At 64.6% G+C, this 23103-nt stretch carries 20 protein-coding genes and 1 pseudogene; 14 read left to right on the top strand and 7 right to left on the bottom strand.

All coding sequences use genetic code 11. The features are described from left to right. Window positions 1-233: 233 nt before the first annotated feature. From ACVMIH_RS09750 to ACVMIH_RS09785, 8 genes are all read left to right on the top strand, one after another. Window positions 234-1208, top strand: coding sequence for an IS481 family transposase (locus ACVMIH_RS09750; protein ID WP_456861523.1), 975 nt, complete (start codon window positions 234-236; stop codon window positions 1206-1208). Window positions 1209-2009: 801 nt separating this feature from the next. Next, a complete protein-coding gene (gene topA, locus ACVMIH_RS09755) occupies window positions 2010-4781 on the top strand; it encodes a type I DNA topoisomerase (protein ID WP_057020795.1) in 2772 nt (923 codons plus the stop codon). Then, entirely contained in the window at window positions 4782-7139 is a 2358-nt protein-coding gene (gene rnr, locus ACVMIH_RS09760) for a ribonuclease R (protein WP_310885861.1), read from the top strand. Then, window positions 7130-7567 (top strand): DUF983 domain-containing protein, encoded by a 438-nt coding sequence (locus ACVMIH_RS09765; RefSeq protein ID WP_018271985.1) that lies wholly within the window; start codon window positions 7130-7132, stop codon window positions 7565-7567. The genes rnr and ACVMIH_RS09765 overlap by 10 nt, the downstream gene beginning before the upstream one ends. A gap of 36 nt (window positions 7568-7603) precedes the next feature. Further along, window positions 7604-8353: an NUDIX hydrolase gene (locus ACVMIH_RS09770; protein WP_141342741.1), complete on the top strand. Its 750-nt coding sequence runs from the start codon at window positions 7604-7606 to the stop codon at window positions 8351-8353. A 205-nt stretch (window positions 8354-8558) separates the two neighbouring features. Beyond that, window positions 8559-9884: an LLM class flavin-dependent oxidoreductase gene (locus ACVMIH_RS09775; RefSeq protein WP_456861525.1), complete on the top strand. Its 1326-nt coding sequence runs from the start codon at window positions 8559-8561 to the stop codon at window positions 9882-9884. A 129-nt stretch (window positions 9885-10013) separates the two neighbouring features. Next, complete coding sequence (gene rpmG, locus ACVMIH_RS09780) at window positions 10014-10181, top strand: 50S ribosomal protein L33 (protein WP_018271988.1); 168 nt, start codon at window positions 10014-10016, stop codon at window positions 10179-10181. 109 nt (window positions 10182-10290) lie between these two features. Continuing rightward, window positions 10291-10821, top strand: coding sequence for a hypothetical protein (locus ACVMIH_RS09785; RefSeq protein WP_076834482.1), 531 nt, complete (start codon window positions 10291-10293; stop codon window positions 10819-10821). Here ACVMIH_RS09785 and ACVMIH_RS09790 read toward each other — a convergent pair. From ACVMIH_RS09790 to ACVMIH_RS09800, 3 genes are all read right to left on the bottom strand, one after another. Next, on the bottom strand, window positions 10818-10946 hold the full coding sequence (locus ACVMIH_RS09790; protein ID WP_256520374.1) for a hypothetical protein: 129 nt from the start codon (window positions 10944-10946) through the stop codon (window positions 10818-10820). The genes ACVMIH_RS09785 and ACVMIH_RS09790 overlap by 4 nt on opposite strands. 72 nt (window positions 10947-11018) lie before the next feature. Then, on the bottom strand, window positions 11019-12416 hold the full coding sequence (locus ACVMIH_RS09795) for an ammonium transporter (RefSeq protein WP_274612836.1): 1398 nt from the start codon (window positions 12414-12416) through the stop codon (window positions 11019-11021). 499 nt (window positions 12417-12915) lie between these two features. Next, window positions 12916-14148 carry an MFS transporter gene (locus tag ACVMIH_RS09800; RefSeq protein WP_057020799.1) on the bottom strand — a complete coding sequence of 411 codons (1233 nt, stop codon included), beginning with the start codon at window positions 14146-14148 and terminating at the stop codon, window positions 12916-12918. 133 nt (window positions 14149-14281) lie between these two features. Here ACVMIH_RS09800 and ACVMIH_RS09805 point away from each other — a divergent pair, with 133 nt between their 5' ends. Together ACVMIH_RS09805 and ACVMIH_RS09810 are read left to right on the top strand one after the other, a co-directional pair. Beyond that, window positions 14282-14884, top strand: a complete 603-nt coding sequence (locus ACVMIH_RS09805) for a TetR/AcrR family transcriptional regulator (protein ID WP_456861527.1) — start codon at window positions 14282-14284, stop codon at window positions 14882-14884. 148 nt (window positions 14885-15032) lie between these two features. Further along, window positions 15033-16238 (top strand): serine hydrolase domain-containing protein, encoded by a 1206-nt coding sequence (locus ACVMIH_RS09810; RefSeq protein ID WP_456861529.1) that lies wholly within the window; start codon window positions 15033-15035, stop codon window positions 16236-16238. 104 nt (window positions 16239-16342) lie between these two features. On the opposite strand, the gene ACVMIH_RS09815 is transcribed toward ACVMIH_RS09810, so the two are convergent. Together ACVMIH_RS09815 and ACVMIH_RS09820 are read right to left on the bottom strand one after the other, a co-directional pair. Then, window positions 16343-17716, bottom strand: a complete 1374-nt coding sequence (locus tag ACVMIH_RS09815; RefSeq protein ID WP_456861531.1) for a PleD family two-component system response regulator — start codon at window positions 17714-17716, stop codon at window positions 16343-16345. 15 nt (window positions 17717-17731) lie between these two features. After that, complete coding sequence (locus ACVMIH_RS09820; RefSeq protein WP_028336390.1) at window positions 17732-18097, bottom strand: response regulator; 366 nt, start codon at window positions 18095-18097, stop codon at window positions 17732-17734. 228 nt (window positions 18098-18325) lie between these two features. On the opposite strand from ACVMIH_RS09820, the gene ACVMIH_RS09825 reads away from it, so the two are divergent. After that, window positions 18326-18625 carry a DUF3572 domain-containing protein gene (locus ACVMIH_RS09825; RefSeq protein ID WP_057020801.1) on the top strand — a complete coding sequence of 100 codons (300 nt, stop codon included), beginning with the start codon at window positions 18326-18328 and terminating at the stop codon, window positions 18623-18625. Continuing rightward, entirely contained in the window at window positions 18604-19920 is a 1317-nt protein-coding gene (locus ACVMIH_RS09830; protein WP_456861533.1) for a DNA polymerase IV, read from the top strand. Before ACVMIH_RS09825 ends, ACVMIH_RS09830 begins: the two co-directional genes overlap by 22 nt. 103 nt (window positions 19921-20023) lie before the next feature. Here the strand turns inward: ACVMIH_RS09830 and ACVMIH_RS09835 are convergent, their stop codons facing one another. Together ACVMIH_RS09835 and ACVMIH_RS09840 are read right to left on the bottom strand one after the other, a co-directional pair. Next, on the bottom strand, window positions 20024-20425 hold the full coding sequence (locus ACVMIH_RS09835; protein WP_253590036.1) for a RidA family protein: 402 nt from the start codon (window positions 20423-20425) through the stop codon (window positions 20024-20026). A gap of 244 nt (window positions 20426-20669) precedes the next feature. Next, on the bottom strand, window positions 20670-21536 hold the full coding sequence (locus tag ACVMIH_RS09840; protein ID WP_057020803.1) for a cell envelope integrity EipB family protein: 867 nt from the start codon (window positions 21534-21536) through the stop codon (window positions 20670-20672). Window positions 21537-21799: 263 nt separating this feature from the next. On the opposite strand from ACVMIH_RS09840, the gene ACVMIH_RS09845 reads away from it, so the two are divergent. Both ACVMIH_RS09845 and ACVMIH_RS09850 read left to right on the top strand, forming a co-directional pair. After that, window positions 21800-22267: a RidA family protein gene (locus ACVMIH_RS09845; protein WP_016845428.1), complete on the top strand. Its 468-nt coding sequence runs from the start codon at window positions 21800-21802 to the stop codon at window positions 22265-22267. 3 nt (window positions 22268-22270) lie between these two features. Beyond that, a pseudogene (locus ACVMIH_RS09850) lies at window positions 22271-23024 on the top strand (glycerophosphodiester phosphodiesterase). Window positions 23025-23103 lie beyond the last annotated feature (79 nt).

The raw sequence follows: 23103 nt of genomic DNA on the forward strand, positions 1-23103 counted from the left end.
GGTGTTGCTGGTACGACACGACGGGCAACTCACCAAAAACTTGTCAATCCTCGCCCGCGAAAATATTTCGCTTTATCCGAATACGCCTCGCGTCGCGAGGATGCGGATGTATGACTCACATACGACGACCCATATTGGGTGTCGTCCCTGCGTTCGTGTTTGGTCCCTGCTGATTGGTTGGATGGAATCGGTGTAGAACGAGGCGTGGCTTTTATCATGGAGCGCTTCGCGTCATGGAACTGAGCCTGCATGCGAACGCCACGACGACACCGAAGACGCGTGCCTACATCCAGCGCAGCAGGAAGTCGGTCGCCCAATTGGCGGCCGAACTGGGGGTCAGCGAGACCACAATCTATCGCTGGCGCGGTCGCAGCACGGTCGAGGATCGCTCGCATCGGCCGAAGCACCTCACGACCAGCCTGTCCGCCCTTGAGGAACGGGCAGTGTGTGAGCTGCGGACATCGCTGCAGCTGCCGCTGGACGATATCGTCGAGGTGATGCAGCGGTGCATCAATGCCAAGCTGTCCCGCAGCGCGATCCACCGCTGCCTGCAGCGCAACGGCATCAGCCGGCTTGCCAAGCCTGACAAGCCCAGGGCCGGCGTCTTCGAAAGCGCCAGCATCGGCTTCATTCATATCGACGTGAAGTATCTGCCCGCGCTGCAACGCCGCACCAGTTATGCCTTTGTCGCGATCGATCGCGCCACCCGATACGTCTTCGTCGAGATCCATTCCAGGCGAGACGGAACGACCGCGACCGGCTTCCTCGAACGCTTCCTGGCCGACTTTCCGCACGGTGTTCACACCATCCTGACCGACAACGGAGCCGAGTTCACCGACCGCTTCGCCGTCGACAAGAAGAACAAACCGGTCGGGAAGCCTTCCGGCGACCACCCCTTTGATCGGCTCTGCAAGCAGCGCGCAATCGAGCATCGCCTGACCAAGCCCTACCACCCGCAAACCAACGGCCTCGTCGAACGCTTCAACCGGCGCATCGCTGAAGCCATCGGCCGCGAACACAAACGGGGCAGCGCGCGCCGGACCTTTGTCAACCACGCCGACCGCGACGCCTTCATCGCCAAGTTCGTCCACGACTACAATCGGACCCGCCTCAAATGCCTCGGCTACCTGGCGCCAATCCAGGCCCTCGCCAATCACACGGGACCGAACACGAAAGCAGGGACCATAACCACAAATGCGGATTGTTGAACGATGCTGGGACGACGAGTCCCGTTCTCAACACCCGCCGCGGCGTATGGGTCCCGGCCTTCGCCGGGACGACGGCGGTGGATGTGGCGCGAGCTAGCGTTCTTCCTTTCTCCAGGAAGGGTCGCAAATCACGACTTCTGTTTCGCCGCACCGCGCTGTTTGACATCTTGAATTGCGGTCCATCCCCACCGTCGTCCTGGCGAAACGACCCATTACCCAAAATGAGAGTTATTGCGCGACGCTGGGGCCGCGATCCCGTTCATGATCAAATGCGGTGGTTATGGGTCCGGCTTTCGCCAGGACGACGGCCGACCCTGCTTCCCGTAACGCCCCTCACGACAGCTTCCTCCGGCTGCGCGAGCGCAGCTGCTCGTCGGCCTCCAGACGGGCCATCGCGAACAGGCGGTCGAGGACTTCGGTTTGTGGCGCCGGGCGAGTTTGGCGAGTTAGGTCGCGGCGCCTGCGATCAGGACCAGGGCATCGTCGGGGCCGCCTTCCCCAGCCGTCTCGTCGCCCGCCGGTCGCCGCCCGCCGGACGCCTTGCGCTTCCGGCCGCCCCCTGTGCTGCTCAAAAGGCCTAATCCGATTCCTACGCTGTATATAAAGAGATAAGCCCTTTCCGGCCGCAACTCTAGGACGCATTTCGCAACCCTTGGGATAGAAACTCCACAGCTTGGCGCCTCCCTTCAATATCTGGCGATTTGACAGGGACCGCCCCAGCACCCATGTTCGCCCCGACACGGCGGGCCGCGAGTCTAGCGGAACCCACCTTCAAGTTTTCCCGTAAGCTATTGGAATGACATGAATATCGTCATTGTGGAGTCGCCGGCCAAGGCCAAGACGATCAACAAATATCTGGGGTCCTCCTACGAGGTCCTGGCGTCGTTCGGCCATGTTCGCGACCTCCCGGCCAAGAATGGTTCCGTCGATCCCGACGCCAATTTCCAGATGATCTGGGAGGTCGATGCCAAGGCCGCGAGCCGGCTCAACGACATCGCCAAGGCGCTCAAAGGTGCCGACCGTCTGATCCTCGCAACCGACCCCGATCGCGAGGGCGAGGCGATCTCCTGGCACGTGCTGGAGGTGATGAAGGAGAAGCGCGCGCTAAAGGACCAGAAGGTCGAGCGCGTGGTGTTCAACGCCATCACCAAGCAGGCCGTCTCCGAGGCGATGAAGGCGCCGCGCCAGATCGATGGCGCGCTGGTCGACGCCTATATGGCGCGCCGTGCGCTGGACTATCTGGTCGGCTTCACCCTCTCCCCCGTGCTGTGGCGCAAGCTGCCCGGCGCCCGCTCCGCCGGCCGCGTGCAGTCGGTCGCGCTGCGGCTGGTCTGCGACCGCGAGCTCGAGATCGAGAAGTTCGTTCCGAAGGAGTACTGGTCGCTGGTCGCGACGTTGCTGACGCCGCGCGGCGATGCCTTCGAGGCGCGGCTGGTCGGCGCCGACGGCAAGAAGATCGCACGGCTCGACATCGGCTCCGGCGCGGAAGCCGAGGATTTCAAGAAGGCGATCGAAGCCGCGCTGTTCAAGGTCGCGACCGTCGAGGCCAAGCCGGCGCGGCGCAATCCGCAGGCGCCCTTCACCACCTCGACCCTGCAGCAGGAAGCGAGCCGCAAGCTCGGCTTCGCGCCGGCGCACACCATGCGCATCGCGCAGCGGCTCTATGAGGGCATCGACATCGGCGGCGAGACCACCGGCCTCATCACCTATATGCGAACCGACGGCGTGCAGATCGCACCCGAAGCGATCACGCAGGCGCGCAAGGTAATCGGCGAGGACTATGGCAACGCCTACGTGCCGGACGCCCCGCGCCAGTACCAGGCCAAGGCCAAGAACGCGCAGGAAGCGCACGAAGCGATCCGCCCGACCGATCTGTCGCGTCGCCCGGCCACCATCGGCCGACGGCTCGATGCCGATCAGGCGCGGCTTTATGAATTGATCTGGAAGCGCACCATTGCGAGCCAGATGGAGTCGGCCGAGCTCGAGCGCACCACCGTCGACATCGAGGCCAAGGCCGGCTCCCGCGTGCTGGAATTGCGCGCCTCCGGCCAGGTCATCAAGTTCGATGGTTTCCTCGCGCTCTATCAGGAAAGCCGCGACGACGAGGAGGACGAGGATTCGCGCCGCCTGCCCGCGATGAGCGAGGGCGAGGCCGTGAAGCGCCAGAGCCTCGCCGTCACCCAGCATTTCACCGAGCCGCCGCCGCGCTTTTCGGAAGCCTCGCTGGTGAAGCGGATGGAAGAGCTCGGCATCGGCCGCCCCTCGACCTACGCCTCGATCCTGCAGGTCCTGAAGGACCGCGGCTATGTCAAGCTCGAGAAGAAGCGGCTGCACGGCGAGGACAAGGGCCGCGTCGTGGTCGCGTTCCTGGAGAACTTCTTCTCGCGCTACGTCGAATACGACTTCACCGCCGATCTCGAGGAGCAGCTCGACCGCATCTCCAACAATGAGATCGCCTGGCAGCAGGTGTTGCAGGACTTCTGGCGCGGCTTCATCGGCGCGGTCAACGACATCAAGGACCTGCGCGTCGCCGAGGTGCTCGACGCGCTCGACGAGATGCTCGGCCCGCATATCTATCCGCCGCGCGCGGATGGCGGCGACGTCAGGCAATGCCCGACCTGCGGCACCGGCCGGCTCAACCTCAAGGCCGGCAAGTTCGGCGCCTTCGTCGGCTGCTCGAATTATCCGGAATGCCGCTACACCCGTCCGCTCGCGGCCGACAGCGCCGAGAGCGCCGACCGCGTGCTCGGCACCGATCCCGACACCGGCTTCGATGTCACGGTGAAGGCCGGCCGCTTCGGCCCCTACATCCAGCTCGGCGAGCAGAAGGATTACGCCGAAGGCGAGAAGCCGAAGCGCGCGGGCATTCCAAAGGGCACCTCACCGGCCGATGTCGATCTCGAACTGGCACTGAAACTGCTGTCGCTGCCGCGCGAGATCGGGAAGCATCCGGAAACCGGACAGCCGATCACCGCCGGCCTCGGCCGGTTCGGGCCGTTCGTCAAGCACGAGAAGACCTATGCCAGCCTCGAGGCCGGCGACGAGGTCTTCGACATCGGGTTGAACCGTGCCGTCACGCTGATCGCGGAGAAGATCGCGAAGGGCCCGAGCGGCCGCCGCTTCGGTGCCGATCCCGGCAAGCCGCTCGGCGATCATCCGACGCTCGGCGCGGTCGCGCTGAAGAACGGCCGCTACGGCGCCTATGTCGCGGCGGGCGGCGTCAACGCGACGATCCCGAGCGACCGCACCCCCGACCAGATCACGCTCGCCGAAGCGATCGCGCTGATCGACGAGCGCGCGGCCAAGGGCGGCGGCAAAAAGGCCAAGAAGGCCAAGGCGGAAAAGCCCGCCAAGGCGAAGAAAGCCAAGTCCGAGGCGACCGAGACTGACGGCGACGGCGAGGCCGAGCCCGCCAAGAAGGCTGCGTCGAAGAAAGCCGCGGCGAAGCCGAAAACGGATGCGACCAGCAAGGCGCGCGCGCCGGTCGCCTCCGGTGCCAAGACGTCGCCTGCAAAATCATCGGCACCAGCGAAAGCGCCCGCGAAGAAAAGCGCCGGCAAGGCACGAGGATAAGTGAAACGAAAACCCGACCATGGCTTTCCGGGCCGGGACGCCATCGTCGCCTTCATCCGCGCCAATCCAGGCAAGGTCGGCACCCGCGAGATCGCGCGCGAGTTCGGCCTGAAGAACGCCGACCGCGTCGAGCTGAAGCGGATCCTCCGTGAGCTCGCCGACGACGGCACGATTGCCAAGCGCGGCCGCAAGATCCACGAGCCGGCGGCGCTGCCACCGACCCTGCTCGCCGACATCACCGGCCGCGACAGCGACGGCGAGCTGATCGCCACGCCCGCCGAGTGGGACTCGGACGAGAACGGCACCGCCCCGAAAATCCGTATCGAGACGCCGCGGCGGCCGAAGCCCGGGACCACCGCCGGCGTCGGCGACCGCGCGCTGCTGCGCGTCGAAGTCACGGACGAGCAAGACGGCACACCCTATCGCGGCCGCGTCATCAAGGTGATCGATCACGGGCGCACCCGGATCCTCGGCATCTTCCGTCGCAATCCCGATGGCGGCGGGCGCCTGATCCCGGTCGACAAGAAGCAGGCCGGCCGCGAGCTCAACATCGCCAAGGCCGACAGCGGCGGCGCCGAAGACGGCGATCTCATCAGCGTCGACCTGATCCGCACCCGCGGCTACGGCCTCGCCTCCGCCCGCGTCAAGGAGCGGCTCGGTTCGATCGCCAGTGAGAAGGCGATCAGCCTGATCGCGATCAACACCCACGATATCCCGCAGGTGTTCTCCACTTCTGCGCTGCGCGAAGCTGAAGACGCCAAGCCCGCAACCTTGCAGGGCCGCGAGGACTGGCGTGACGTGCCGCTCGTCACCATCGATCCGCCGGATGCCAAGGATCACGACGACGCGGTGCATGCGGAAGTCGATCCCGATCCGAACAACAAGGGCGGCTTCATCGTCCATGTTGCGATCGCCGACGTCGCCTTCTATGTGCGGCCCGGCTCGGCGCTCGACCGCGACGCGCTGCAGCGCGGCAACTCGGTGTATTTCCCTGATCGCGTCGTGCCGATGCTGCCCGAGCGGATCTCCAACGATCTCTGCTCGCTGGTGCCGGGCGAGCCGCGCGGCGCGCTCGCGGTGCGCATGGTGATCGGCGCCGACGGCCGCAAGCGCTCGCATACCTTCCACCGCGTGCTGATGCGCTCGGCTGCGAAGCTACATTATGCGCAGGCGCAGGCCGCGATCGACGGCAGGCCCGATGACACGACGGGCCCTATCCTCGATCCGATCCTGAAGCCGCTGTGGTCGGCCTACGAGCTGGTCAAGCTTGCACGCAACGAGCGCGACCCGCTCGATCTCGATCTGCCCGAGCGCAAGATCCTGCTGAAAGCCGACGGCACCGTCGATCGCGTGATCGTGCCGCAGCGGCTCGACGCGCACCGGCTGATCGAGGAGTTCATGATCCTCGCCAACGTCGCCGCGGCCGAAATGCTGGAGAAGAAGGCGCTGCCGCTGATCTACCGCGTGCACGACGAGCCGAGCCAGGAGAAGGTGCACAACCTGCAGGAATTCCTGAAGACGCTCGACTTGCCCTTCACCAAGCATGGCGCGCTGCGTCCCACGCAATTCAACCGCGTGCTGGCGCAGGTTGCCGGCGAGGACTACGAGCCGCTGGTCAACGAGGTGGTGCTGCGTTCGCAGGCGCAGGCGGAATACTCCGCCGAGAACTACGGCCATTTCGGCTTGAACCTGCGCCGCTACGCGCACTTCACCTCGCCGATCCGCCGCTATGCCGATCTGATCGTGCATCGCGCGCTGATCCGCGCGCTCGGGCTTGGCGAAGGCGCGTTGCCGACCGATGAAACCGTGGAGACGCTCGCCGAGATCGCCGCGCAGATTTCCGTCACCGAGCGCCGCGCGATGAAGGCGGAGCGTGAGACCACCGACCGCCTGATCGCGCATTTCCTTGCCGATAAGGTCGGCGCCTCGTTCCAGGGCCGCATTTCCGGCGTGACGCGATCCGGCCTGTTCGTGAAGCTCGACGACACCGGCGCCGACGGTCTGATCCCGATCCGCACCATCGGCAGCGAATATTTCAACTACGACGAAACTCGCCACGCGCTCATCGGCACGCGCAGCGGCACCATGTATCGGCTCGGCGACGTCGTCGATGTGCGTCTGGTGGAAGCCGCGCCGATAGCCGGCGCGCTGCGATTTGAGTTATTATCCGATGGTCAGGCAATTCCGCGCGGCAGAAAACGCGACAGCGTAAGGGCCGAGCGCCGTGCCGCCGGATTCGACAAGGGACCAAAACGATCAGGCAAGAAGGCGCACAAGGAGCGGAAATCGCGCAAGAAGGATCGCAAGCCGGCGCAGCAGAAGTCCGGCAAATCGAAGCGAGGCAAGTCATGGAAGTGACACCACCGACAGTGGTCTGGACTCGCGAGGCGGCCGAGCCCGAGAAGCGCGACGTGTGGAGCGCGATGAAGCGCGGGTTCCGCTGCCGCTGTCCGCGCTGCGGAAAAGGCAGACTGTTCCGCAAGTTTCTCAAATGCGACGGCCATTGCCCGGTCTGCGACCTCGACTTCACGCCGCATCGCGCGGACGATCTGCCTGCCTATCTCGTCATCGTTATCGTCGGCCATATCGTGGTACCGATGGCGCTGTGGATCGAGACCAATTATTCGCCGCCGGTGTGGCTGCAACTTGCGATCTATCTGCCGTTCACGCTGTTCGCATCGCTGGCGCTGTTGCAGCCGGTGAAGGGAGCCGTGATCGGCTTGCAATGGGCCCTGCGCATGCATGGCTTTGACGAGAATCCCCCTAGCGACATCCCGCCGGTCTAGCTAAACCGGGCCGCAAGAAGAAATGAAAGGGATGAAATGACTGAAGCTGCCGCGCCCGCCGCTGTCGTCCACCAGGGCGAAAAAGAAGCCGACCATCATGCGTATTTCCGGCCGAAGGATGCGGCGACGCTGATCCTGATCGATCGCTCCGGCGCCAAGCCGAAGGTGCTGGTCGGCAAGCGTCACGACAAGGTCGTGTTCATGCCCGGCAAATTCGTTTTCCCCGGCGGCCGCGTCGACAAGGCCGACAACCGTGTGCCGGTCGCAGCGCCGATCACGCCGGAGCTCGAAGCCAATCTGTTGAAGGGCAGCCCGAAGATCACGCCCGGCCGCGCGCGTGCGCTTGCCAACGCCGCGATCCGCGAGGCCTGCGAGGAGACCGGGCTCTGCCTCGGCCGCAAGGTCGAGAAGCCGCACAAGCTCGACGGGCCCTGGGCACCGTTCGCCGACGCTGGTCTCTTGCCCGATCCGTCCGGCCTGTTCCTGATCGCGCGCGCGATCACCCCGCCTGGCCGCGTCCGCCGCTTCGACACGCGCTTCTTCACTGCCGACGCGTCGACCATCGCGCATCGTGTCGAGGGCGTGGTGCATGCCGATGCCGAGCTGGTCGAGCTGGTCTGGGTCGAGATCGGCTCCGAGCCGCTCGCCGACGCGCATGCCATGACCAAGAACGTGCTCGCCGAGCTCGACCGCCGTCTCGCCACCGGGCCGCTCCGCCACGACGCGCCGGTGCCGTTCTTCCATTTCTACGGCGGCAAGATGCAGAAGGACGTGCTGGGGGCGTAGTATGATCCTCGTCATTCCGAGGCGATGCGCAGCATCGAACCCGGAATCCCGAGATTGCGGCGCGAGATTCCGGGTTCATCGCTGCGCGATGCCCCGGAATGACACTGTCGAGAGAGCGGCCAAAAACAAAATAATCTTCCCGATGGCGCGCCGCGAAACGCCTCCCTATCTGTTCCGCTAACGACATCAAGGACGGAACGGGGCAATGGCGAAGCGTCAACTCAAGCTCGGCGCGTTCATGCGGCCGATCAGCATTCACACCGGTGCCTGGCGCTATCCCGGGGCCTGGCCCGACGCCAATTTCAACTTCGACCACATCAAGACGCTGATCCGCAAGCTCGAGGCCGGCAAATTCGACGCCTTCTTCATGGCCGACCATCTTGCCGTGCTGAACATGCCGATCAGCGCGCTGAAGCGCAGCCACACCGTGACCTCGTTCGAGCCGTTCACGCTGCTATCGGCGCTCGCCGCCGTGACGGAGAATATCGGCCTGATCGCGACCGGTTCGACCACCTTCGACGAGCCCTATCACGTCGCGCGGCGCTTCGCCTCGCTCGACCACATCTCCGGCGGCCGCGCCGGCTGGAATATCGTCACCACGTCCAATCCGGACGCGGCGCTGAATTTCGGGCTCGACGACCATATGGAGCACGCCGAGCGCTACAAGCGCGCCCGCGAGTTCTACGATGTCGTCACCGGCCTGTGGGATTCCTTCGCCGATGACGCGTTCGTGCGCGACGTCGAGTCCGGACTGTTCGTCGATCCCGACAAGATGCATGTGCTCAATCATAAGGGCAAATATCTCTCGGTCCGCGGTCCGCTGAACATCGCCCGCCCCGTGCAGGGCTGGCCTGTCATCGTGCAGGCCGGCGCTTCCGATGACGGCAGGCAGCTTGCGGCCGAGACGGCGGAAGCCGTGTTCACCGGCGGCGGCAGTCTGGCCGACGGACAGAAGCTCTACGCCGACATCAAGGGCCGCATGGAGAAGATCGGCCGCGATCCCGAGCATCTGAAGATCCTGCCCGGTGCCTTCGTCGTGGTCGGCGACAGCGTCGAGGAAGCCAAAGAGAAGCGCGCGCTGCTCGACAGCCGCGTGCACTACGACAGCGCGATCGCCTCGCTGTCGGTGATCCTCGGCACCGATGCGTCCGGCTTCGATCCCGACGGACAGTTGCCGCCGATCCCCGAAACCAATGCAAGCAAAAGCGGCCGGCAGCGCCTCGTCGATGTCGCGGCGCGCGACAAGCTCACCGTGCGCCAGCTCGCGCAGCGCGTCGGCGGCTATGGCGGGCTCGCCTTCGTCGGCACGCCGCAGACCATCGCCGACCAGATGGAGGAATGGCTGACCGGCCGGGGCAGCGACGGCTTCAACATCATGTTCCCCTATCTGCCGCAGGGCCTGTTCGAGTTCGTCGATAAGGTGGTGCCGGAACTGCAAAAGCGCGGGATTTTCCGCACAGAGTATGAGGGGCGGACCTTGCGCGAGAATTTGGGCCTGCCGCGGCCGAAAAATCAGTTCTTCGAGGGGTAATTAGGCCCGGAATCGGGGTGATCTTGGCTCAGAAATCCTTGACTTTGGGCTGTTTCTGGCTAGTTTCCCGGCCAAACGCGGGCCGATTTGGCCGGCTCCCGAATTCCCCCGATTTTCGAGGTTTTGCACATGGCCAAGGCGGTCACCATCAAGGTCAAGCTCGTGTCGACGGCCGACACCGGCTTCTATTACGTTGCCAAGAAGAATTCGCGCACCATGACCGACAAGCTGGTCAAGAAGAAGTACGACCCGGTCGCGCGCAAGCACGTCGAGTTCAAGGAAGCCAAGATCAAGTAAGATCGGCTGCTTCCGACGTTTCAAACGGGGCCCTCGCGGCCCCGTTTTTGCTTTCTAGGCTTGCGTCATCCCTCATGATTCCCGGAGCAGTCCCGGGCGCAGGGCTCAGATGATCGCAACCTTGGACGAGGGAAACGTCGGCGGCTACTCGGTCGCTTACGGCCGCGAGGACATCTACTTTCCGGTCTATGTCACGGCAGCCCTCGCCGCGATCTTCCTGACCGCGACCTGGATCACGGGCGCGATCTATTGGCTGGCGCCGGCAGCGGCAGCGGGCGGCTTCACCTATTACAACATCCCCCTGCTGGAGGCTGGTCGTCCGACGATCGGGGCCAACCAGTACGGCATCTTCATCCAGGCCTTCGGGCTGATCCGCTGGCGCGCCATCACGCGCATCGACCTCGTCGAGATCGCTGAGCGCGCGATGACGGTTCACGAGTTGCAGATCGCGCTTAACGGACCGCTCGGCAGCGCGCTGGTGGCCGATTGGCGCAAGCGGCCGGCCTACCGGCTGTTGATGCGCCTGCCGTGGCGCATGGACCATCGTGGCGTAGTCCGCGTCAATCTGGAGCCATTCGACCGGACGCCCGACGAGATCCACCGGACGTTCCTCAGGATGTGGCGTTACTACCGGAGCTAACCCTTGAACGCCTCGTCACGCAGATGCGCGTCTGCGATCTCTGCATCCGGATTGTGTGTGATCGTCATGAACCAAACGAGGCTGAAGAACAGCGACCACGCTGTGTTCCAATAGAACCAGTTCATCGGATCACCTCGAACAGCTTAGATCCGCGCCAGCCGGCGAAGATCACCGGCTGCGCGGAATGCCGCCAAAGTCTACTGCACGACCTCGCCGTGCAGTGCCAGATCCAACCCTTCGCGCTCGATGTCCCGCGTCACTCGAAGGCCGACGAAGAGATTGATCACGAACAGGATGATCAGGCTCACCACGGCATCATACACGAAAACCGTCGCGACGCCGATGCATTGATTGAGGAACTGCCCGGGATTTCCTTCCAGAACACCTGCCGTTCCACCATACTGCTCGACCGCGAACACCCCGGTCAGCAGCGCTCCGACGATGCCGCCAAGGGCATGGACACCGAAGCAGTCCAGCGCATCATCGTAGCTGAACATGCGCTTCAAGCCGGTGCATCCCCAGTAGCAGCAGACGCCGGCGGCGATGCCGATCGCGAAAGCGCCGACCGGCCCGACGAAACCGGAGGCCGGCGTGATCGCGACGAGGCCCGCCACGGCACCCGAGCAGATTCCGACGACGGTCGGCTTGCCCTTCAGCGCCCATTCCACCAGCATCCAGGTGAAGCCCGCCACCGCCGTGGCGATCTGAGTCACCAGCATGGCCATGCCCGCCTGCATGCCGGCCGTGACAGCGGAGCCGGCGTTGAACCCGAACCAGCCGACCCACAACAGCGAGGCGCCAATGAAGGTCAGCACCATATTGTGCGCCGGCCCCGTCTCGACGCGCTTGCCGAGCATGATGGCGCACATCAGGCCCGCGACGCCGGCGTTGATGTGCACAACGGTGCCGCCGGCGAAATCGAGAACCTTGACATACGCAGCGTCGTTGCCGGCCGAGAATATGCCATCAGGGCCCCAGACCCAGTGCGCGATCGGCGCATAGACGAAGATCGCCCACAGCCCGATGAACCAGAGCATCGCGGAGAACTTCATCCGCTCGGCAAACGCGCCGGCAATCAGCGCCGGCGTGATGATGGCGAACGTCATCTGGAAGCAGATGTAAACGGACTCGGGGATCGTCGCAGCGAGCGGATTGGGATTGCCGATGCCTCCCTTGCCGATGTCGCTCAGGATGTCCTTGAGGAACAGGCGATCGAGGCCGCCGATGAACGGCGTGCCGGCACGAAACGCCAGACTGTAGGTAAGGACGGCAAACAGGATCGTGACCAGGCAGGTGACCGCGAAGCTGGTCATCACGGTATCGCCGACATTCTTCTTGCGCACCATGCCGCCATAGAACAGGCCGAGCCCCGGGATCGTCATCATCAGGACGAGCGCGACTGACGTGAGCATCCAGGCGGTGTCGCCGGAATTCGGCGTGCACTTCTCGAGAATCTTGCCGCCACAGGCAGGCGGCGCCGCCGCATCCTCGGCCAGCGCGAGATCGTTGAACAGCAGGCAAAGGAACGCCACGCCCAACAAGGCAACCACGATTCTCACGAGCTTCTGGCGCGTGTGTGTCGCAGACTCCATCATCGACCTCCCATCACAAGAGAAATGCTGGCGTTCGGAATGGGCGGCGCGTTCGCAGCGTGAGCGCCGAAGGACAGCGCGCGTCCGGCTATCGGGATGTCTCGAAGTGCCGCGGTGCGGGTGGCGGGATGCAGCGAAGTCGCAGCGGCATCAGGCCCGACGCAGGGCACAAGGGCCTCCTGCTCGGCGGCGCGGCAAAGGCCGTGGTGCGCGGATGGCTGGAGAATGACGGCGACTAGCCCCATCGCGGCCAGCCCTTCCCAAAGTCCCCAGGCCGGAACCCTCAGCGAGGGTTTCCGGCACGATTTCTAGCCAAATTGAAACAAGATTCGTGCCACCACTGCGCGCCGCGTAGCACTTTGAAAACGCTATTGCTTCGATCCGCGGCCGGAACAGCATCGCGCTCCATTGCACGCTCTTGCGGCAAGTAGCCGGTCAAAAACTAGGCAGCATCTGGCGACTGCCCTCGCAAGGAGCAGCCGCCGGCTTCGCAGGGATTCTGCTAAGCGGCCTTCAGCAGCGGCGGCTGCGCCGGCCGGATCAGCGCGAAGGCGAGCTGGATGATGCCGCCGGCAAGGCCCAGCGCGACGCCGATGCGCCAGGCCATGGTGTAGGAGCCGAGCGAGTCGTAGATCAGCCCTCCTCCGTAAGCGCCGAGGAAGCTGCCGACCTGGTGGCTCATGAAGGCGAGGCCCTGGATCATCGCCTGCCAGCGCAAGCCGAACATCTCGGCCACCGCGCCCGCGACCAGCGGACCGACACCCATCCAGAGGAAGCCCATGATCGCGCCGAACAGCAGCGTCGAGCCGGGCGTTGCCGGCAGCATGAAGTACCAGGCGAGCGCCAGCGAGCGCAGGATGTAGATCGCGCCGAGCAGCGCCAGCTTGTTCCAGCGCTGGCCGGCCCAGCCGAAGAACAGCGAGCCCAGCACGTTGAAGCCGCCGATCATGCCGAGCGTCTGCGCGCTCAGCATCGGATCGAGCCCGCAGATCGCGAGATACGACGGCAGATGCGTGGTGAGGAAGACGAGCTGCATGCCGCAGACCATGTAGGCGCAGGTCATCACCACGAAGGCTGCGTTGCCGAACGCGGTCTTCGCCGCCGTCGCCGCGGTGGCGTTGCCGATGTCGTCGCCAGCGGGCTTCGGCAGCGGAATCTTGTCGACGCGCCCGGCGTACAACGCCGCCGGGATCATGAAGATCGAGAGAATGACAAAGCCGGCAAGTCCGACGCGCCAACCGAAACCCTCATTGAGCATCTGGCCGATCGGCGCCGACAGCAGCGCGCCGAGCGAGCCCGCGGCGGAGACCATGCCGAGCACTGTCGAGCGTACCGTCTCCGGCACCGCGCGCGCCGAGACCGACATTGCGATCGCATTCGCGGTGCAGGCGAGCGAAAGGCCGATCAGGACACCGGCGCCGATCATGATGGCAACGAGCCCATGCGCCGTCGTCATCAGCACGAGGCCCGCGATGTAGGCCAGCGCGCCGACCACCATGATCGGGCGAAAGCCGTAACGCACCGTCATCGCGCCGGCGACCGGCTGCAGAAAACCCCAGGCGAGGTTCTGCACCGCGAGCGCCAGCGTGAAGTGGGATATCGAGATGCCGATGTCGTGCGTCAGCGGCTGCATGAAGATGCCGAGGCTCTGCCGCAGCCCCATGCTCAGCGTGAGCATGATGGAGGCGCCGATCAGGATGGGAAGGGTGGGACGCAGGACCTGCAACAGGGGCATTGTTCTTATTCTCCCATAACGGCACGGCACGCGTGCCATGGCCTGCGATTCATGCATGTTTTGGTTACACAGACCTGTGCACTTAGGCTATACAGGGGGCCGACTGTCAAGCGAAGAGGATCACGGCTGGCGCATGGCTTCCCCGCCTCTCAAACAGACCATGAAGGAGCGGATCCTCGAGACCGCTGACAGACTGTTCTACCTGCAAGGCATTCGCGCCATCGGCGTCGACACCATCGCGGCCGAGATCGGCATCAGCAAGCGCACGCTCTACAACCACTTCCCGTCGAAGGACGCGCTGATCGAAGCCTATCTGCAACGCCGCTTCGTGCAGCCGCGTCCCTCCGACAAGCCGCCGGCCGAGCAGATTCTCGCAACCTTCGATTCGCTGGAGCGGCGCTTCTCGGCGAAGGATTTTCGCGGCTGCCCGTTCGTGAACGCGGTGGCCGAGCTCGGGCCGGAGGACGAGGATCGCACCTTCAGGAACATCGCAATCGCCTTCAAGGAAAGCCGCCGGCTCTGGTTTCGCGATCTGCTGCGGCGGCTCGGCGTCGCCGATGCCGAGGGACTTGCGACCCAGCTCACGCTGCTGGTCGATGGCTCGATCGCGCAGGATCTGGTGCGCGACGATCCGGCGATGGCGCGCGCGGCCAAGGAAGCCGCGCGCGTGTTGCTGGCAAATGCAGGCGTCAAGGTCGGCAGCCCCGCCCCCGCCGGCAAGAAACGCGCCGGATAAATCCGGTTGCGTGCGGAAGTCAGGTTTGGTTGTTAACACCGACCGCAGGCCACGGCATTCCCGGCTGGATATTCCGTCCGGCGAGATTGGCAGCGCCGCGCGAAGACCTGCTACTTAGAAGACTTGCGGCACAACAGGGGAAACGACCATGGAAGATCTGAAGGTGACGGCCACCGGCTATGATTTCGCGCCGGCGCGCGCGGCCATGCAGCGCTACATCGACAACGATCTCCTGTCCGGCATCTCCTGGACGGTTCTGGTCGGGCGCGACATCGCTGACACGGGCTGCGTCGGATGGGCCGAGAAGGAAGCGCAGATTCCGTTGCGCACCGATCACATCTTCCGCGTCTTCTCCAACACCAAGCTGATCACCTCCTGCGCGGCGCTGCTGCTGGTCGAGGAAGGCCGCTTCCGGCTCGACGATCCGATCGAGACCTTCATCCCGCAACTCAGAAACCGCAAGGTGCTGCGGTCGGGCGCGACGTCGATCGACGATACCGAGCCGGCGCAGCGGTCGATCACCATTCGCCATCTGCTGAGCCACTCGGCCGGCCTCAGCTACGGCCTGTTCGATCCAGGCACACCGACCTTCAAGGCTTACAACGAGCGCAAGATCCTCAATCCGATGACGACGCTCGCCGACATGGTCGACGGTCTGTCCGATCTGCCGCTGGTGTTCCATCCCGGCTCGTCATGGGAATATTCCGTTGCCATCGACGTGGTCGCACGGCTGGTCGAGGTGGTGAGCGGCCAGCCGTTCGACAAATTCATCAAGGCGCGCATCCTCGATCCGCTCGGCATGGTCGACACCGGCTTCCATGTTCCGGAGAAGGATCACAACCGGCTCGTCGCCTATTACGCCGGCGCCGATCTGATGGACCCGATGAAGCCCGGGCTGACGCGCACCGACAACGCGCCCTATCCTGGCGCCTATCTGCGCCCGGTGCCGCGCTTCAATGGCGGCGGTGGCCTCGTCTCGACGCTGCATGACATGGTCGCGCTGATCCGCAGCCTCTTGCCCGGCGGGCCGACGCTGCTGAAGCCGGAGACGATCGCAGAGGCGATGACCAACCAGCTCACGCCGGGCCAATGGATCCGCTTCGCGATGATGGGCGAGCAGCCCGGCAAGACCTATGGTCTTACCGGCGGACTGATCCTCAACCCCTCCTCGATCGATCATCCCGACGCCGCCGGCGAACTCTATTGGGGCGGTGTCGCAGGCACGCAGTGGTGGATTTCGCCCAAAACGGGCATCGCCGGCGTCATGATGGCGCAGCGCCAGATGGCGTTCGTCCATCCGTTCTCGTTCGAGTTCAAGCGGATGGCCTATGACGCGGTGAGACGCGGCCGCTAAGGGCACTTCGTAGCCCGGATGGAGCGCAGCGAAATCCGGGAAGCTGGTGCAAGCGGCGCGATACCCCGGATTGCGCTTCGCTGCATCCGGGCTACGAGATCGCGCTACGCTGCCGCAGACACCACGCGGTTGCGGCCGTCATGCTTGGCGCGATAGAGCGCAGTGTCGGCGCGCTTGAGCACATCGGTGACCTGCTCGCCCTTGCGCTCCAGCGTGGTGAGACCGATCGAGATCGTGACGGTGATCCGCTTGCCGCCCTTGTCGACGGTGAAGGGCTCGCCCGCGATCGAGCGGCGCAGCCGCTCGGCGACCATCCCGGCGACATGCAAGTCGGTCTCGGGCATCACGATCACGAACTCCTCGCCGCCATAGCGGCAGGCAAGATCGATGCCGCGGATCGACTTGCGGATACGGACGGCGAATTCGCGCAGCACATCATCGCCGGCATCGTGGCCGTAGGTGTCGTTGATCGCCTTGAAGTAGTCGATGTCGATGATCATCAGCGCCAGCGGCTTGCCGCGGATCGAGGCCTGCTCCGCCAGCGTCGCGAGGTGGCTTTCCATGTAGCGCCGGTTGTTGAGACCGGTCAGCGCATCCGTGATCGCCATCTCGATCGAGTTCTGCACATTGTCGCGCAGATGATCGGTGTAGCGGCGGCGGCGGATCTGGGTGCGTGCCCGCGCCAACAGTTCGTTCTTGTCGACCGGACGCAGCAGGTAGTCGTTGACGCCGATCTCGAGCCCGCGCATCAGCCGTGTGTTGTTGTCGGCATCTGAGATGGCGAGGATCGGGACCTGGCGCGTGCGCTCCAGCGAGCGGGCCTGGCTGCACAGCCGCAGACCGTCGTAGTTGTCGAGGCTGAGCGACACGATCAGCAAGTCGTAATTGCCCTCGGCGGCGTGGAACAAGGCTTCCGACGGATTGATCTCGACGTCGACGGTGTGTTCGGCCGAGAGGATCGGCGCCAGCTTCTCGTAGGACGACGGCCGGTCGTCGACGAGGAGAATGCGGCCGCCGGTGCCCTTGTCGGCGATCGCGCTGCGCTCGGGCGCCTGCATGCCGATCTCGAGCGAGGTGATGGCGCGCATGCGCAGCTCATCGGTCATCATCTTCAGCCGCGTCAGCGAGCGCACGCGCGCGATCAGCACGACGTCGGACACCGGCTTGGTCAGGAAGTCATCGGCGCCGGCTTCAAGGCCGCGCACGCGATCGGCCGGGCTGTCGAGCGCGGTGACGATGACGACCGGAATGAAATGGGTCGCCGGATTCGACTTCAGCCGGCGGCAGACCTCGAAGCCGTCCATGTCGGGCATCATGACATCGAGCAGGATGATGTCGCATTCGGCGCGTGCGCAAATTTCCAGTGCCTCGGTCCCGTTGGAGGCAGTCAACACATCGAAATATTCGGCTGACAGACGGGCTTCCAACAACTTGACGTTCGCCGGAACGTCATCGACCACGAGGATACGCGCGGACATTGCACCACAACTCCCCTATCCGATAAAGCGTCGGACAGTCTCAATAAATTTGCCGACCGAGATCGGCTTGGACAAATAGGCTTCGCAGCCGCCCTCGCGGATACGTTCTTCGTCGCCCTTCATGGCGAAGGCGGTGACCGCGACCACCGGAATCGCGCGCAGATCGGGATCGTCCTTGATCCAGCGCGTGACCTCCAGGCCGGAAACCTGGGGTAGCTGGATGTCCATCAGGATGAGGTCGGGGCGCAGCTTGCGGACGAGGTCGAGCGCTTCGAAGCCATTGCTGGTGCCCGAAGTCTGATAGCCGTGCGCTTCCAACAGATCGCGAAAGAGCTTCATGTTGAGCTCGTTGTCCTCCACGATCAGGACGGTTTTGGCCATCCCGTCCCTCCCAAACCCAGGAGACGGGCCCGGCTGCGGTACCTCACGCACCGCGCTCGGGGCGCGTCGAAAATGTGAATTCAAACTAGCGCCAGAATCGCTCTAACCCGTTAACCCGAAGTCCAACTTCCGCAGCGTGGTTTCCGTTGCTTGAACACATGAGGAAGACTCGGGCATGATGGGCCTCTCAATAGAGACCATAAGTTAACGGAAAGGCAAACCGGCGCGTTGAAAAAGCCTGTTCACAACCCCCGGGAAGTTGCTGAAATCGTTGCGATTCAGGCGCTCGGCTTCATTGCCGGCGATGCCGAACGGCTGGGCCTGTTCCTGGCTGAAACCGGAATCGGTCCAGAGACGCTGCGGAACGCCGCGTCCAACCCTCAATTTCTTGCGAGCGTGCTCGATTTCGTGATGCGCGACGACGCCACCGTGAAGGCGTTTGCCAGGGCCTCGGAACTGCACCCGACCAATATCGCCGCCGCCCATCAGGCGCTGGGCGACCCGAAATGGGAGCGCGACGTGCCGTGACGACGGCAGCGGCAGCTTCCGACGGCCCCCTCAGTTTCTGCCGAGACTGCCTCGGCGACCTCGATATCAAGGTGAAGCGATGCAGCCATTGCGGCTCGCCGCGGCTGGTGCGTCATCGCGCCCTGCCCGCACTGGCGCTGGCGCACATCGACTGCGACGCGTTCTATGCCACCGTCGAGAAGCGCGACAATCCCGAGATCGCCGACCGCCCGGTCATCATCGGCGGCGGCAAGCGCGGCGTCGTGTCGGCCGCCTGTTACATCGCTCGCACCTATGGCGTCCGCTCGGCGATGCCGATGTTCAAGGCGCTGGAACTCTGCCCGGATGCGACCGTGATTCCGCCGGACATGGCGAAGTATGTCCGGGTCGGGCGCGAGGTGCGGCAGGCGATGCAGGCGCTGACGCCGCTGGTCGAGCCGCTGTCGATCGACGAAGCCTTCCTCGATCTCGCCGGCACGCAGCGCGTCCACGGCATGATCCCGGCCAAGGTGCTCGCCAAATTCGCCCGCGATGTCGAGCGCGACATCGGCATCACGGTGTCGGTCGGGTTGTCCTGCAACAAGTTCCTCGCCAAGATCGCCTCCGACCTCGACAAGCCGAGGGGCTTTGCCGCGCTCGACCAGGACGAGGCGCGCGAGATGCTCGCCAGCAAACCGGTCGGCTTCATCTACGGCGTCGGCCCTGCGACCCAGGAGAAGCTGGTGCAGCGCGGCTTTCGCATCATCGCCGACCTGCAGCGCGCCGACGAGAACGAATTGATGAAGCAGTTCGCGAGCGAAGGCCGCCGGCTGTGGCGGCTCGCGCGCGGCATCGACGACCGTAGCGTGGTGGCCGATCGCGGCGCCAAGACGATCTCGAGCGAGACCACCTTCGAGACCGACATCCGCGACTTCGCAACGCTGGAGAAACTGCTCTGGAAACTGTCCGAGAAGGTCTCGGCGCGGCTGAAGACCAGCGAACTCTCAGGCTGCACCATCACGCTGAAGCTGAAGACCGCGGACTTCCGCCAGCGCACCCGTTCGCAATCGATCCAGACCCCGACCCAGCTTGCCGCCAAGATCTTTGCGGTGTCGCGCGAGATGCTCGCGAAGGAAATCGACGGCACCGCCTTCCGCCTGATGGGCACCGGCGTCAGCGCGCTGCGCCCGGGCGCGCAGGCCAACGATTCCGACATGCTCGACCGCCGCTCGGCGCACGCCGAGCGCGCGATGGACAATCTGCGCAAGAAGTTCGGCAATGCCGCCGTGATCAGGGGCATTGCCTATGAGGGGCCGCAGAAGAGCGCGGAAGAGTAATCGGTCGTCATGGCCGGGCTTGACCCGGCCATCCATCAACGAGGACTCTTTGAAAAGCGATGGATGCGCGGGTCGAGCCCGCGCACGACGACTGCGCAGCCCTTCAATCCGCGACCGCAACCGCCTCGATCTCAATCAGCCATTCCGGCGCCGCGAGCGCGGTGACACCGACCAGCGTAGAGGCCGGCGGCTCCATGCCCTCGAAGAACGCCGAGCGTGCCTTACCGATGATGGGACGGAGTTCCGGCTTGTAGCCGACGACGAAGGTCGTGATCTTCACGATATTGGAATAGCTGGCTCCGGCGGCCTTCAGCGCCATGCCGAGGTTCTGCATCACCTGCGTCGTCTGCGCGGCGAGATCGCCGGCGCCGACCACGCGGCCCTCCTCGTCGACGGAGACCTGTCCCGAAATGTAGATCGTGCGCGCGCCGGAGGCGACGACGACGTGGGAGTAAGCCGGATTGTGATGCAGGCCGCTGGGGCGAAGATGGTCGAGCTCGCTCATGAGGTGCCTCCCTGACACGCGCGTTTAGGGAAGCGTACTCGTGTCGGACGGTTCAGGCCAGTGCGGTGTCGTGGAGTGCTCGGGCTTGCTCCGCCGTCGTCCCGACGAAAGCCGGGACCCATCCACCGGAGGTGATTGTTGTGCGACGCTGGGGCCACAGCCCCCTTCAACAACTCACCCCTGTGGTGATGGGTCCCGCTTCGCTTGCCCGGGACGACGCTGAGTGGGTGGCGATAGCCAGCCCTCACTTGCAGGGCTTGGAATCCCTGACGTCGAACTTGTCCAGCGCGCCCGAGATCACGAAATCGTTGTAGTCCAGCACCAGCGCACGGGAGACGCCGTTCTCGTACAGCTCGAACGACATCGCGTAGACCGGCGTCTGCTCGCCGTCCTTCGCGCGCGCGTCGCTGTCGTAATAGCTCACCGTCACCGGCCAGCGCGTCATGGCCTTCATCGCATTGCTCGCCGTCGACGGATCGGGCGATGACGGCGCGCGGTCGCCTGTGATCGGCCGGCCGATCACGGTCAGCGTGTTGTAGATCTTCTCGCCGTTGTCGGAGCCGTCATAGACGGTCTGCTCGAGCACCGACTTGCCGTCGCGGGCGGCAGCGATGATGTGCTGGATCTGCTCGGTCGGGAACACGATCTTGCCGTCGATATTGAACGTCTTCTTGACCGGCTGGGTCAGCTTCACGGTGATATGATCGCCGACCCGCTCGGCGATGCCGTCGACCGGCGACGATTCGCTGTCGTTCATCCGCGTGTCGATCTTGAAGCGGTAGCTTTTGCCCGACGCGTCCTCCCAGGACGTGGAGCGAAGATCGGACAGCGTCACCTTGCCCTCGCCGCTGTCGAGCTCGGACACCTGGCGGAATTCGGAGGTGTAGCCTTCGCAGGAGTTGCCGGAGAAATTGTAGAGGATGCGCCCGCGCGCATCGCTGACCGAGTTGGAGCCGCGCGATTTCACCAGGCTGAGGTCGTAGAGCGCCTGATGCGCGAGAAACGGCCCGCTTGCCGCAGCGACCGCGGGCCCCTGAACCAGGCCGGATCCTGCGGCAACGGCGATCGCAAACACCAGGGCACGCGACGGAGTCCGGAACGGCAGGGTCATGTGGTTTCCTCAAGGAGGCAGGGATTCGCCACAATAGTGACGGTGGTATTGCGCCGCAACTGGGGCAAGTCTGACAAAATGGCAATGTATGCAGCGAAATTGCCGTCATTTTCGGCAGCTTTCCGTGCGATTCGGCACGTCATGGCCGCGTTGTCCTCACCTTACCGTCGCTTGCAACCGGCGGCACGATGCGCGAAACAATCGAAACAAACTTGGCCCTGACCGCGTTTCAGGCTTCGTGCAATCCAATTGGGGGACCAAAAATGGCGGGTACCGTCGAACAAAAACTGGCGTCACAGGGCATCACACTTCCCGAGCCGACCTCCCCGGTCGCAAACTATGTCCCCTTCGTCCGCAGCGGAAACCTGCTGTTCGTGTCCGGCCAGGTCTGCTTCAACGCCGAGGGCAAGCTGATCGCCAAGGGCAAGCTCGGCGCCGGCGTCACGCTCGAACAGGGCGCCGCTGCCGCGCGCGGCTGCGCGATCAATCTGCTGGCCCAGATCAAGGCCGCGCTCGGCGACCTCGACAAGGTCGTGCGCGTGGTGCGGCTCGGCGGATTCATCAATTCGGCGCCCGACTTCTTTGACGGGCCGAAGGTGCTGAACGGCGCCTCCGACCTGATGGTCGAAGCATTCGGCGACAAGGGCCGCCATGCCCGCACCACCGTCGGCGTCGCCTCGCTGCCCGCGGACGCTGCGGTCGAAGTCGAAGGCGTGTTCGAAGTCGCCTGATCGATGCGCGCTCCTGATTGGCTGACGAAACGGCCGGTCGCCCATCGCGGCCTGCACGATGCCGCACGCGGCATCATCGAGAACATGCCGGCCGCGGCCACCGCCCGCGGTCGCCGGCAACTTCGCCATCGAGTGCGATATCCAGCTCACCGCCGACGGCGAGGCCATGGTGCATCACGACGATGCGCTCGGCCGCCTCACCGAGGGGGCGGGCCTGCTGGCAACCAGGACCGCGGCCGAGCTGAAGGCCGTCAAGTTCAAGGACACCGCCGAGCAGATGATGACGCTCGGCGATCTCTGCGCGCTGGTCGCCGGCCGCGTGCCGCTGGTGGTCGAGGTGAAGAGCCATTTCGACGGCGACCGCAAGCTGGTGCGGCGGATGGCCGAGGTGCTGGCGTCGTATTCCGGCCCGGTGGTCGGCATGTCCTTCGATCCCGACCAGGTGCTGGCGCTGCGCGAGATCATGCCGAACCTGCCGCGCGGCATCACCGCCCAGCGCACCTATGACGACGGCCATTGGGACAAGCTGACGCCGGCACAGCGCGACAGCATGCTATACCTGCGGCACGGCTTTATGACCGAGCCGCATTTCGTCGCCTATTGGGTCAACCAGCTGCCGGCACCGGAGCCGTGGATCGCCCGCAACGTGTTCGGCTGTGCGCTGCTGGCCTGGACCGTGCGGACGGTGGAACAGCGCGAGCGCGCGGCGCGCTACGCCGACCAGATGATTTTCGAGGGGTTCGTGCCGGGAACCTGACATGTCCGAGACATGCCCTTGCAGTCTTGAACTCGTCGCTGCGACGCACGATGTTGGCGAGGGTTGGTCGTCATCGGCG

This window comes from Bradyrhizobium sp. USDA 4503 (assembly GCF_054055815.1).